The sequence below is a fragment of the Vibrio sp. 10N.247.310.24 genome (genome assembly GCF_041467175.1).
GTDB classification, from domain to species: Bacteria; Pseudomonadota; Gammaproteobacteria; order Enterobacterales; family Vibrionaceae; genus Vibrio; species Vibrio tasmaniensis_A.
The window spans coordinates 1-12263 of sequence record NZ_JBFSUD010000109.1 but is presented as its reverse complement, the minus strand read 5'-3'; the positions used below and the strand labels follow the sequence as shown (position 1 = coordinate 12263).

Sequence of the window (12263 nt, the reverse complement as noted above, 5' to 3'; positions counted from 1 at the left end):
AATACGCGAAACGGGGTTGTTCTATCTTTAAATTTAATTACGCAACAAAGCCCCTATAAGTCATTAATTATATGAATGAAATTGAAAGTTAAATAAGGTTGATGTGTGGATCGCATCTTCTAGCAAAGGTTGTCTACCTACGTGTCAGAACGCTTAGGATTAAAGGCGTTTGTTGACCACTACAGATATCAATACGGAGCAGATGATGAGATTAACTAAATTGGCGATAGCAACTCTATGGGCGTGTTCGCTTTCTTCTCATTCATCCTATTTACCTCCCGACCATTTGGTACTGGCCAATACATACCAACAAGGCATTGATGTTTCTGAATACTGGAAGAGTGAAAAGCTTGATGGGATTCGGGCTCTTTGGGACGGACAACACCTTTATACTCGAAATGGGAATCGCATTTACTCACCGAAGTGGTTTACAAAAAACTTGCCTAAGGTATATCTCGAAGGGGAGTTGTGGGCAGGAAGAGGTCAATTCCACTTAGTCCAATCTACCGTCCTCGATCATACGCCTAGTGACGTAGCGTGGCGCCAAATAGATTTCATGCTGTTTGATATGCCAGGGGCCGCTGGTGATTATCAAAAGCGCTATTACAACATCTTGCATTGGGTAAGCATGATTGGAGAACCTCATGTCAGCTACATCGAACATGTACCGGTTCACAATGAAGAAGCTCTGTTCCATCAACTCGATAATGTCGATGAGAGTAATGGTGAAGGTTTGATGCTTCGTAAGATCACCAGTCGCTATCAAGCAGGCCGAAGTAATGACCTTTTAAAGCTTAAAAGGCATCACGATGCGGAAGCCACGGTTATTGGCTACAAAGGTGGAACAGGGAAGTATAAAGGGATGATGGGTTCTATTTTGGTTCACACAGAAGAGGGTGTGGAATTTTATATTGGAAGTGGGTTCAGTGACCAGATGAGGCTCGCACCGCCCGAAATAGGCAGCCGTATTACTTTTCGATACAATGGCTTTACTCAAAACGGAAAGCCCAAGTTTGCGCGCTTTGTTAGAGAGAAGAGTGAATACTAATCTCTTGAGTATAAACTAATCGCCCCCAAAATTATTTACAGCCGTAAGCGAAAAGAGCCCTGAAAATCAGAGCTCTTTTTGTATGCAATAACGGCGATACCGGTTTCGCGAGGACGGATCTAACGAGAGCTAAATTCTAACTGAACATCATCGTCTTGTTTATGCATCCAATGCAAACGCATACCGAGCATAATGGCAGCTGATGTTAGGCCGACAATGAAACCAATCCAGAAGCCATGTGCGCCCATAGGTTCAACAATCCAATCTTTCATTCCTAATATGTAGCCGATAGGAAGACCAAGTAACCAATACGCTACGAAGGTAATGTTGAAGATCGAACGCATGTCTTTGTATCCACGCAAAGCACCTGCAGCGATAACTTGGATTGCATCGGTACATTGATAAACCGCAGCGAACAACAACAATTGCATTGCAACGGTAACTACCGCCGTGTTCTCTGTGTAAAGTAACGAAACCTGCTCTCTAAACAATACTGTTAATGCCGCTGTCATAAAGGCGGTTACCAAACCGACGATGATACCCACGTGTGTTGCAATTTTCGCACCTTCAGTGTTGTTTTCACCCAACTTATGGCCAACACGAATACTCACGGCGGCACCGATACTCATTGGTATCATAAATATCAGTGACGAGAAGTTAATTGCAACCTGGTGTGCGGCGACAACCAAAGACCCAAGAGGGGCAACCAACAGAGAAACAACAGCGAATAGCGTCACCTCAAAGAAGATAGCAGCAGCAACTGGAAAGCCCAGTTTAAACAAACGAATTTGTGCTTTGAGCTGAGGCTTGTGGAACGTACCGAAGATATTGATTTTAGCCAAACGCTTTGATGTTAAAACGTAAGCGAACAGCAGAGCAAACATCACCCAATATACGATAGCCGTTGCAACGCCACAGCCAACACCACCCAGAGCGGGAGCGCCAAGCTTTCCGTATACGAACATCCAGTTAAGCGGGATGTTTAATAGCAAGCCAATAAAACCAATCACCATTGCAGGCTTAGTTAAAGACATACCATCTGTAAAGCTTCTCAAAGTTTGGAACAACAAAAATGCAGGAACCGCAAACATCACCGCATTCATATAACCGATGGTTTTTTCTGCCATGAGTTGTTCTATGTCCATCCACTCCAATATCAGTTGTGTCTGAAAAAGTACGCCAATGATTGGAAGGGAGATGACAAGCGCTAAAAACGCACCTTGTTGAATCTCAAATGGAATTTTTACTTGTCTACCAGAACCATGAAGTTGTGCAACGACAGGAACCAACGCCATCAATAGACCCACACCAAATAAGATTGATGGTAGCCAGATACTTGCTGCAATCGAAACCGCCGCCATATCGATAGCACTTACACCACCGGCCATTACGGTATCAACAAAACCCATTCCAGTTTGTGCAACAGATGCGATCAATACTGGGGTCGCAAGTTTGATTAGATTCGAGGATTCTTCTTTGTAACGATGCACAAACAACTCCAAATAAGAGGGAAAATTAGAATAATAGTGTAGGAAAGGACATTCTGAAGGAATCAGAGACAATGATCTTAAGCTTCCACTGGACGAATCATAAAGAAATGTCACAATAACTGCTATGAAAAACTGTTATTAGGGCGTGTTGATCTTTCGAGCTGATTTTTGCAGCGAGTTGCTGGGTGTTTATACAAGGCAGAGGCTTCGATGTGTAGCTAGCCTACATGAGAAGCCGATAACGTAGTAAAAATGACCAGCAAACGCTGCCCGAAGGGTTCGGCTAAAAGCGTTTTACTCTTTGTTGAGGGATATTTGCTTAGGATGCTAGGCTACTTCCCCCTCGCCGCGATTAAAACGCTTTTATCTCGAACAAAATTTAACCGAGAAAGGTCAACACGCCCTAGAATGCTAAATAGGAATCTTATGTTTACAGGTATCGTTCAAGGCATGGCAACACTGGTTGCTATAAACAAAAAAGAGTTGTTTCAGACTCATACCATTGAGCTAAGCAACGAAATGGTTGAGGGATTAGCGATTGGTGCCTCAGTAGCTCATAACGGTTGTTGCTTAACGGTAACGGAAATTTCGGGCAATCAGATTGCTTTTGATTTAATGCAAGCCACATTGCGATTGACGAACTTAGGCCAACTGACTGTTGGTGATAAAGTGAATGTTGAGCGAGCAGCAAAATTTGGTGATGAAATTGGCGGGCATAGTATGTCTGGCCACATTACGTTGATGGCGAACTTAGTGGATGTGATCAAGACTGAAAACAACCGCACGCTTTGGTTTGAGTTGCCACAGGAATCAATGAAGTATGTATTCAGCAAGGGTTATATTGGCGTTGATGGTTGTTCATTGACGATAGGTGAAGTGGAAGAGAACCGTTTCTCTGTACACTTGATTCCTGAAACGCTAAATCGCACTTTGTTTGGCAGCCGCGAAATAGGCGACCAAGTAAATATTGAGTTTGACCCTCAAACACAAGCGATTGTTGATACTGTTGAGCGCGTGCTAGCGAACCAGAAGTCGTAGTAGCGGTTCATCAATAACACGCGCCCCAAAAGCGTTGACTAAGTAAAAATCGAAGATGTTAAAAAAGAGCACATTAAGTGCTCTTTTTTTATTTTTGTGTTTTTCTAGGCTAGCTTCAAAATCGAGGTGTAGGTGTAGGTGTAGGTGTAGGTGTAGGTGTAGCTCGACAAGAGAGTAATTGTGTTAGAACACTTGTTCGTCGTCTGCATCAATCGAGAGATGGATTCTGTCTCTCAATTCATCAACCTGCATGTCCAGATGAATTGCATTGCAACATGCAGGGCAATCGTCGTAAAAATCTTGGCTCCCATTAGAAGCATCCAGCGTTATGCTAATTGCATGACCACAATGGGGGCAAGAAACATGTTTCTCTGTGTATTTATGCATGGCGAATTATCCTCACTGTAACTTGCACTAATCGTAGTAGCTTGTATGGGGCGTAACAAATAGCGATATCGAACGTTGCACTTATATCGATCGCAGTAGCTAGCTGTGATTGGTGTTAAACGGCCTGTATCTTCTGAATACACGCCTCAGTTTGTGCTAAATACTCGCCGCCAAATTGATTGCAGTGGTTGAGAAGATGGTACAAATTATAAATGTCTTTCCGTTCAGTATAGCCAACGTCGAGTGGATTGACGCTCTGGTAACCTTCATAAAACTCTTTTGAAAACCCTTCAAACAGTTCAGTTAGCGCTAAATCACATTCATGATCGCCCCAATAACAAGCGGGATCGTAACAGATTGGCCCAAAGGCTGAGTTAGCAACATTGCCGTTCCAAAGGTCTCCATGAAGCAAAGAAGGGCGAGGGTTGTGGCCTGCAAGACGCATATTCACTACATCAACAATGTCATCGATATCGCCGAATTCGATGCCTTTTTCTTTTAACAATTGCAGTTGGAAGCCAATGCGTTGCTCAGAGAAAAAACGCCCCCATTTCTTATGCCAAGGGTTGGGTTGAAGGGTGCTACCAATATAATTGTCTTGGTCACAACCAAACTCTTTCTGTTCACCCCATTGATGCAATTGAGCAAGTTGAACGCCAAAGTCATAGCTATTATTGCTTGTTTCAAGCGGCTTGGTCGGCAAGTAATTAAGGATAATGAACGAGCATTCTTTGGTTTTACCAATCAGTACCAACTCAGGAACATAAACGGTAGAGGTCTCTCTTAACAAGCGTAAATTCTCAGCTTCAATTTCAAACTTAGGTAAAAATTCTCGCTGGTTCACTTTTACAAAGTAACGTTCGTTACCATCGCTAATCATATAGCAATCGTTAATGTCGCCACCAGAAACCTTGGTACGTTCAGTTATCTGGAAGTTAAATAGAAGAGTATCTGAAAGTTGTTGAGAAATGGCCTGCCACATAGGAAATCCTCAAAGACTGAAGGTTAGAAATACAGTTTGTTTAATAGCAATAGTTTAGGATAAATCTGAGCAATTTATAGACGCACTCGTCAATGTTCTTGGCTCTTCTTCAACTAATGTAGAATCAATTGGCTGATTTGTGAACTCAAACTGATTCAAGCCCTTTGAAATCAAAACAGAAATTGAGAATGATATAAGGAAATAGTTTGGAACTAATCTCACGGCATGATGATTTTCATACAATAGAATCGCAGAAATAGGTTGAGATTATTTTTCACTATATTTTAGGTGTGTTTGGTGAAGTTAGGGTGTTTTGATTGAAATTTAAGCTTAAATGCTAACTCGGATCACTTTAATACAGTTTTTAGTAATAAAGAGATGACAAACAGACTCATATACATAGTATTAGGCAGGTACATATTAATCTGCTCTTGAGCTTAAACGGAGATTTATTGTGGTTGTAGAAACCGATGGCTATTTGGCTTTGATCGAACACTTATCATTTAACCTAGATGTCTTTACTAATAGTAATGGCGATACAGGTAATGAAAGTGTCGAAGACATCATCACTGACATGATATCAACAAATATCATGGCTATTTTCGAGCAAAACCCTGAGTTACATTCAAGCGTTCGTTTTCAACTATTGAAAGAAGCGGATTCAGTGGTGGCTGATTTAGGTGAAGTGTTAGCTGGTGTATGGTCAAAAAAAGCGACTAACGAACAAATTGTATTCTTAGATGAATACATCGCATTAGTGAAGAATCTGTTTGATACTGCGGTCGCTCAATACGACTAATTAGCTTCTAGTACATTTACTAGGCTAAACAGCGATAGGCGTTTAAATAGTACCTTCAAAGCAACTGTGTTATCAGTTAATCTTTTAATCACTATAAACGCCTAAAATGCCAAAACTTAGAGGCCCAATAAGGGTTATCCAATCTCGATATAATGACACCTTTCGATGTCGAAGCATGTAGGAATTGATTGTTTCCTAAATATACACCGACGTGTCGTACCGTCATCGATGTTTTGAAAAACACCAAGTCACCACTTATTGCCTGTCCATACGCTATTTCCTTTCCCTTTTTAACTTGAGCTTTTGTGGTTCTCGGTAAGGCTTGCTGGGTCGCAGTTTGCACTGCGATTTGAACGAAAGCAGAGCAATCTACGCCTCTAAATGAAGTCCCACCGAAATGATATGGCACACCTTTCCACTGTTCATACACACTCATATACGCATTGGTCGTTGATTGCTCTAACTTTGACAGAGGCTTGTGTGCGGTTTGACTAAGCTGAGAAGGGGATGGCGTAGAGCTACAAGCAGCCAATGTTGCTAAAGTTATTGTAACTACAGCCATTTTTCTGAATTTCATATGTAACTCTTCTGACAAAAAACTGAAATATAAACGTCATCAAGGACTTCTAGTATACGAACTAACTTAAGGATATCTTTTTTCGTAGTCAAACTGGATTTCACATGCCCGACACAAATTTATCAATAAAACCTTCACGTTATACATTCTCGCTCATTCAAACTGTCACCGCTGTATTTATTTCCATTCTTTTACTCGTCATCTTTTTATCTTTGGTCAGTCTCCGAGGCGTCGTTCGGGTCGGGGGCCATTTTGAAGCACTTTCGGAACAAGCATTACCTCTTGCATTAAACAACGCCGAATTAACACAAAGCGTGTTGGAGCAGGTAAAACTTCTTACTTATAGCACCCAATCAACCGACCTAAATACGCTTAGCACAACAGGCAACTCGATCGACGTGTTAGTTGCCGAAAGTAACCAAACGCTAGAAGAACTCCTCTTCATATCCCAATCTTTTCCTGACGCGATTTCCGTTGAACAAAAACAAAACTTAACCGAGAACATGGCGACCTTACAATTGATGACTAGCCAAGTGTTGTCGTCTCAAATTGAAATTCAGAATAAGCAAAACCTCATCAATGGCCAAGTCACTGAGTTTCGCTATGGTGTGAGTTCCATCGGACCTGAAATGAACCGTATCAGTTCTTTCCTTGTTCAGAACAACCCAGAAGCTTCCGATGCGGCTAACCGATTCACAGCGAGTGCTTCTGCAATGGCGAACACCTTCCTAATGTTGATGATGCAATCAGACTTAGAAAAAGCGCAAGACGAATACAGAGAGCTTCGAAATCGAATTGCAGGCATTAACCTAGCGTATGATGACTTTTCTGAATGGCATCCAGACATCGTAGAGTTCGCAAGCTTAACAGCGCCTTATGAGATGGTTAAATCTGGCTTTGCAGATAACGGTGTATTAAGACAAATCCTGCAAAAGCTAGAACTTGTTGAGCAACAAGAAGCCGACTTAGCAAAAGTCATCCATCTGGCCAACACCGTGATAGGGACCTTAAATCAACTATCGAACACCGCTTCCATTTTAATTGATGAAAGCGAGTTTGTGGTCAATCAGACAATTGCGACGATAGACAAAGTACTATTTATTAGTGGATTAGTGATAACGGCCATCATTTCTATTTCATGGTTGGTATTACGTCGCTGGGTGAACAAAGGACTCAGAAACATTACTCAACAAATGAGCTTACTCGCGGAACACGATTTTTCAAAACAGAGTCAATTAGTTGGCCCATTGGAATTGCAAGTTATCGCATCAAAACTTAATTCTGTTGTCGACTCAACCGCTGATTCAGTGCGCTTGGTAACACGAAACTGTGAAACGCTTTATCAAACCGCGGAAGTCAGTCACGATGCCGCAGAGCAAACTAACTCAAGCTTACACGAGCAAAATGAATCACTTCAAAACATGATTACCACCATTACAGAGCTTGAAGCATCTATTGGTGAAATTGCACGTATTTCTAACGCCTCGAATGATGACGCCCAGCTTGCTGAAAATGAGTCAGTGACAGGGAGTCAAGTTGTTGGACTTAACCAGCAGCGACTGCATGCACTAGAACACTCTTTAAGCATGAATGAAGAATCGATGGCCGACTTAGACGGGCGCGTTAAACAGATTCGGGAAATGGTCGACATGATCAGTGGCATTGCTGACAACACTAACTTACTCGCATTGAATGCAGCAATAGAAGCAGCGAGAGCAGGAGATCAAGGCCGAGGCTTTGCAGTGGTTGCCGATGAAGTCAGAAAACTTGCCAGCGATACTTCTCAGCAAACCACTAATATACGAAATATGATGAATGAATTGGTGGCAGCCGCTGATCGCTCACGGGCGTCTGTAACAGAGTCGAGAAACGAAATGGCGAATGCACTGGAAACCAGTAGTGATGTCAAGCAAGCTTTTGAAAAGATTGAAGTTGCAGTGAGTCAGATTAAAGGACGAGTCGAGCAAATCATGGTGGCGACAGAACAACAAGCCCGAGCCACTGTTGATGTTACACATTCAATCACCCGTGTATCGGAGCAGGGTGAAGATACCAAGTTGCAGTTAGAGTCTATGATTGAAAGCTCAGAACAAGTCGCCGAGATAGCAGGACACCAACAAGCCATGCTTCATAAATACGTACTGAAATAAAAGAGCTTGCTGAGTTAAGCCTGACAGCATAATAGTTGAAGCACTAGCTACGCTTAAATTCCTATTGATACAGAAACGCCCTTAAGTTCTCATAAGAATTTAAGGGCGACTTGCTTTGGTATTAAGCTTGGTTTGTTATGGAGACGGGTTTGTTATAGAGACAGGTTTGTTATTAAGATAGGTTTGACCTCAGTTTAAACTTGAGACTCAACTGAATTCGAACCTAGTCTTTCGTTGTCGGGAATCGTGCAAATGGCTGACGTAGCATTAAGTCTAACCGTTGCTCTTTACCATCTTGAATCTCTGGAACGCCAATCTGAACGTTATCATGGCCAAGCTTAGGTTGAGCGCGATAGGTTTTGAACCAAATGTCCCACACCGATAAGAAAAAACCAAAGTTTGAGTGCGTTTCCTTAACAATGACCGAGTGATGAACTCGGTGCATGTCTGGTGTCACAATCACTTTTCTCAATCGCTTATCAATCCACAGTGGCAGACGCGCATTGCTGTGGTTAAACATCGCGCTGGCGTTAAGAACAATTTCAAAGATGACAACAGCGATGACAGGTATACCAAGCGCGATCACTAAACTCACTTTAATCAGCATTGAAATAATCATCTCGATTGGATGAAAACGAGTTCCGGTTGTGACATCAATATCTAGATCTGCATGATGAACTCGGTGTAACTTCCATAGCCATGAAACACGGTGAAACACCAAATGCTGCAGGTAAATAGCGCAATCTAACAGTAAAACACAGATGAGAATGCTGAGTTCTTTAGGAAGTGACAGGGTATTGAATAGACCCCATTGGCTTTCTTGTGCGATAACCGCCGCTTGAAATGCTGCGATTGGAATTAGAGTGGCTAATAGAAAACTGTTTAAAGCAACCAACGCAAAGTTGTTTCCCCAACGAAACCATTTACTCTGAGTCAGCGTTTTACGTGGAAAGCGGTACTCCCAAAGCGCACATGATCCAAAAACGACAATAAAACAAACAAGGCGAAGCAGGGATGGGTCTTGCATGGGAATTCCTTCTATCATTCTAGGGTCACTGTAAGTACAATCGTGCCACTTTTCTAGATCTATCGTTATTGTCCATGAGAATCCACGCTTTTCACCGTTTATATCAACACCGTTTATCCATTGCTACTAAGCCGTTTAATGCGCGCGGGTGTAAAGTAGTGCGATGTGAGTTCTGTAAAATAAAACAAGACAGCTGTATCTGCGAGCATCAACCTAACATTGATACGAACGTCGCGACTATGTTGATCTTGTCAGACAACGAAATCTTAAAACCAAGTAACACCGGTCGTTTAATTGTTGATACGGTAAAAGACAGTTACGCCTACCTTTGGCATCGTACTGAGCCAAATCAAGAGATGTTGGATGTTCTAAAAGACGACAAATACCAACCTGTGATCGTGTTCCCTGAAGACTATACCGACGACAAAACACGCGTGGTTCAAGATCTGCCACAAATGCGTGACCCAAACAAAACACTATTGCTGATCTTTATTGATGGTAGCTGGCGCGAGGCACGTCGAATTTTTCGTCGCTCAGAATATCTGCAAGATTTACCTGTGTTATCGATTGAGCCTGAGTCAGTTTCTCAATACATGATGCGAAAGTCAGACAACGAACAACATCTTTCGACAGCAGAAGTGGCGAGCTTGGTTTTGAAACAGGCTGGTGAAGAGCAGGGTGCCAAGACTTTACAGCTATGGTTTGAGACATTTCGGGAAAGTTACATGTTAAGTAAGACACGTTATAAGTCAGATCCAACCAAACCGAGCCTGAATGCTTTCATAGATCATACTAAAAGTGAGAAGTCACTCTAACCTTTAACCGCTTTGTGCTGACTTGTTGTTCAAACAAACTCAAACACGGGATAAGTTTGTCATCTATCACGGTTTGTAGGGGGAGTGTTATGGATAATGCTCTTTAGTTGTTTATTTACAAAAATTTATTTGCCCGAATTTAGGGAAAAATTGGAGAGATTTCATGTATTACGGCTTCGATGTTGGCGGCACAAAGATTGAGTTTGGTGCATTCAATGAAAAACTTGAGCGAGTAGCGACAGAACGCGTACCAACGCCCACTGAAGATTATCAACTGCTACTTGATACAATTGCTGGTTTGGTAAAGAAGTACGACAACGAATTTTCTTGCGAAGGCAAAATTGGTCTTGGTCTTCCTGGAATGGAAGATGCTGACGACGGCACAATGCTGGTTGTTAACGTACCAGCTTCAACGGGGAAACCACTACGCAAAGACCTAGAAGCGCTTATTGGTCGTAGTGTCAAAATTGAAAATGATGCAAACTGTTTTGCGCTTTCAGAAGCGTGGGATGATGAACTTAAAGACGAACCATCAGTAGCAGGCCTAATTCTAGGTACAGGCTTCGGTGGCGGTTTAGTTTATGAAGGTAAAGTGTTCTCTGGTCGTAACCACGTTGCTGGTGAATTAGGTCATATGCGCCTTCCTCTAGATGCTTGGTTCCACCTTGGCGACAACGCACCGCTACTGGGTTGTGGTTGTGGTAAGAAAGGTTGTTTAGACAGTTACTTATCGGGTCGCGGCTTCGAACTGATTTACGAGCACTACTTCGGTGAGAAGAAGAAAGCGATCGAGATCATTCAAGCATACAACGAAGGCGAATCAAAAGCCGCTGAGCACGTAGATCGCTTTATGGAGCTATTGGCTATCTGTTTTGCAAACCTGTTTACGGGTCTTGACCCACACGTTGTTGCACTGGGTGGCGGACTTTCAAACTTCGAACTTATCTACGAAGAGATGCCAAAGCGTATCCCTAAATACCTACTGTCTGTAGCGAAGTGTCCGAAAATCATCAAAGCGAAACACGGTGATTCAGGCGGTGTTCGTGGCGCTGCATTCCTTAACATTAAGTAATCGTTACTTACCGTTAAGCTAGCTAAGGTTAGATAGTTAAAAAGAACAACTAAAAATGCCGCAATCTCGAAAGAGGTTGCGGCATTTTTTATTGTTCAGTGTTTTCGTTTCTTCAGCTCTTAGCTCTAATTACAAACGAAAAGCTAGAAGCTACATATCAAGAAAAAGAGCCAGAGGGCTTACTTCTTCTTTTTACCAACACCAAGGTTGTCTTTTTGCTTCAATGTAAGCTTAGTAAAACCAAGCTTACGGAAATAGTTGTCTTGGTAGTTACGAACCGCTTTAGTATCAGAAATGAACTCAAGCTGCTGCTCAGTTTTTAGATACTCAGTGATGTCGATACCTTCAGCGGCTGCAACAGCTTCTTGGATCGTGCGGTGTTCTTGTTTCGAAAACAATAACTCTTTGTCTTCATCTTTATAAGTGTACAGAATGGTACGAGCCATAGTGCTCTCCAATATAATTATTACTTTGCGCGCACTCTACATAAAAACAGTACGCCACTCAAGATAATGATAGGAAATTACCACTTATTAGCCTCATGAATGGAATGTGTAATAAGCATTTTGTGGTATACTATTCGTTATTTTTTAATCTGGCTGACTTAAACGGAACTTATGAGCAATACGCTTTACCCAAAGATCATGGGAATTATAACGCGAATCCAGAACTACCCTGGAATCAAAGGATTAAAAGAAGTCGAAGACAGAATAACGAGTCTATGCGAAGCTAATAATCAACCGATCCCGGATTCAATCGCGCTTTTCCTTAAAGGTTTCACAAGCTATCGCCACGATAACCTTTCTGACGCTGCTGAGCATTACGGCGTTTTTCAAGGTAGTTGTCATCATTCGCTTGTTTACTAAGCAGCTTCTCTT

General features: G+C 42.1%; 12 protein-coding genes. 6 read left to right on the top strand and 6 right to left on the bottom strand.

Annotated features, from left to right (window positions below):
- Positions 1–205 precede the first annotated feature (205 nt).
- Positions 206–1048 (top strand): DNA ligase, encoded by an 843-nt coding sequence (locus AB6E08_RS21245; RefSeq protein WP_372066560.1) that lies wholly within the window; start codon positions 206–208, stop codon positions 1046–1048.
- A gap of 119 nt (positions 1049–1167) precedes the next feature.
- Here the strand turns inward: AB6E08_RS21245 and AB6E08_RS21240 are convergent, their stop codons facing one another.
- Positions 1168–2538: an MATE family efflux transporter gene (locus AB6E08_RS21240; protein WP_017103147.1), complete on the bottom strand. Its 1371-nt coding sequence runs from the start codon at positions 2536–2538 to the stop codon at positions 1168–1170.
- Positions 2539–2964: 426 nt separating this feature from the next.
- Between AB6E08_RS21240 and AB6E08_RS21235 the strand changes: the two genes are divergently transcribed.
- A complete protein-coding gene (locus AB6E08_RS21235) occupies positions 2965–3576 on the top strand; it encodes a riboflavin synthase (RefSeq protein ID WP_029222952.1) in 612 nt (203 codons plus the stop codon).
- A 183-nt stretch (positions 3577–3759) separates the two neighbouring features.
- Here AB6E08_RS21235 and AB6E08_RS21230 read toward each other — a convergent pair whose 3' ends face one another.
- On the bottom strand, positions 3760–3963 hold the full coding sequence (locus tag AB6E08_RS21230; protein WP_012603956.1) for a CPXCG motif-containing cysteine-rich protein: 204 nt from the start codon (positions 3961–3963) through the stop codon (positions 3760–3762).
- A 115-nt stretch (positions 3964–4078) separates the two neighbouring features.
- On the bottom strand, positions 4079–4945 hold the full coding sequence (locus tag AB6E08_RS21225; RefSeq protein ID WP_017103149.1) for a fructosamine kinase family protein: 867 nt from the start codon (positions 4943–4945) through the stop codon (positions 4079–4081).
- Between the two features lie 454 nt (positions 4946–5399).
- On the opposite strand from AB6E08_RS21225, the gene AB6E08_RS21220 reads away from it, so the two are divergent.
- Complete coding sequence (locus AB6E08_RS21220) at positions 5400–5744, top strand: DUF3802 family protein (protein ID WP_009846752.1); 345 nt, start codon at positions 5400–5402, stop codon at positions 5742–5744.
- Between the two features lie 91 nt (positions 5745–5835).
- Here AB6E08_RS21220 and AB6E08_RS21215 read toward each other — a convergent pair whose 3' ends face one another.
- The gene (locus AB6E08_RS21215; RefSeq protein ID WP_017103150.1) at positions 5836–6321 is read right to left on the bottom strand and encodes a C40 family peptidase; all 486 of its coding nucleotides are present in this window, start codon (positions 6319–6321) and stop codon (positions 5836–5838) included.
- A gap of 104 nt (positions 6322–6425) precedes the next feature.
- Here AB6E08_RS21215 and AB6E08_RS21210 point away from each other — a divergent pair, with 104 nt between their 5' ends.
- Positions 6426–8471, top strand: coding sequence for a methyl-accepting chemotaxis protein (locus AB6E08_RS21210; protein WP_372066556.1), 2046 nt, complete (start codon positions 6426–6428; stop codon positions 8469–8471).
- A 223-nt stretch (positions 8472–8694) separates the two neighbouring features.
- Here AB6E08_RS21210 and AB6E08_RS21205 read toward each other — a convergent pair whose 3' ends face one another.
- The gene (locus AB6E08_RS21205; RefSeq protein ID WP_069591774.1) at positions 8695–9498 is read right to left on the bottom strand and encodes a sterol desaturase family protein; all 804 of its coding nucleotides are present in this window, start codon (positions 9496–9498) and stop codon (positions 8695–8697) included.
- A 68-nt stretch (positions 9499–9566) separates the two neighbouring features.
- Here AB6E08_RS21205 and AB6E08_RS21200 point away from each other — a divergent pair, with 68 nt between their 5' ends.
- Positions 9567–10313 carry a tRNA-uridine aminocarboxypropyltransferase gene (locus AB6E08_RS21200; protein ID WP_017100056.1) on the top strand — a complete coding sequence of 249 codons (747 nt, stop codon included), beginning with the start codon at positions 9567–9569 and terminating at the stop codon, positions 10311–10313.
- 163 nt (positions 10314–10476) lie between these two features.
- The gene (nagK, locus tag AB6E08_RS21195) at positions 10477–11385 is read left to right on the top strand and encodes an N-acetylglucosamine kinase (RefSeq protein ID WP_012603950.1); all 909 of its coding nucleotides are present in this window, start codon (positions 10477–10479) and stop codon (positions 11383–11385) included.
- Between the two features lie 179 nt (positions 11386–11564).
- Here nagK and AB6E08_RS21190 read toward each other — a convergent pair whose 3' ends face one another.
- Positions 11565–11831 (bottom strand): DUF2960 family protein, encoded by a 267-nt coding sequence (locus tag AB6E08_RS21190; protein WP_004733780.1) that lies wholly within the window; start codon positions 11829–11831, stop codon positions 11565–11567.
- Positions 11832–12263: the final 432 nt, after the last annotated feature.

Coding starts and splice junctions, on each gene's coding strand:
- AB6E08_RS21205 (WP_069591774.1), bottom strand. CDS start 9,498: ATGCAAGACCCATCCCTGCTTCGCCTTGTTTGTTTTATTGTCGTTTTT.
- AB6E08_RS21210 (WP_372066556.1), top strand. CDS start 6,426: ATGCCCGACACAAATTTATCAATAAAACCTTCACGTTATACATTCTCG.
- AB6E08_RS21215 (WP_017103150.1), bottom strand. CDS start 6,321: ATGAAATTCAGAAAAATGGCTGTAGTTACAATAACTTTAGCAACATTG.
- AB6E08_RS21245 (WP_372066560.1), top strand. CDS start 206: ATGAGATTAACTAAATTGGCGATAGCAACTCTATGGGCGTGTTCGCTT.
- AB6E08_RS21225 (WP_017103149.1), bottom strand. CDS start 4,945: ATGTGGCAGGCCATTTCTCAACAACTTTCAGATACTCTTCTATTTAAC.
- nagK (WP_012603950.1), top strand. CDS start 10,477: ATGTATTACGGCTTCGATGTTGGCGGCACAAAGATTGAGTTTGGTGCA.
- AB6E08_RS21235 (WP_029222952.1), top strand. CDS start 2,965: ATGTTTACAGGTATCGTTCAAGGCATGGCAACACTGGTTGCTATAAAC.
- AB6E08_RS21230 (WP_012603956.1), bottom strand. CDS start 3,963: ATGCATAAATACACAGAGAAACATGTTTCTTGCCCCCATTGTGGTCAT.
- AB6E08_RS21190 (WP_004733780.1), bottom strand. CDS start 11,831: ATGGCTCGTACCATTCTGTACACTTATAAAGATGAAGACAAAGAGTTA.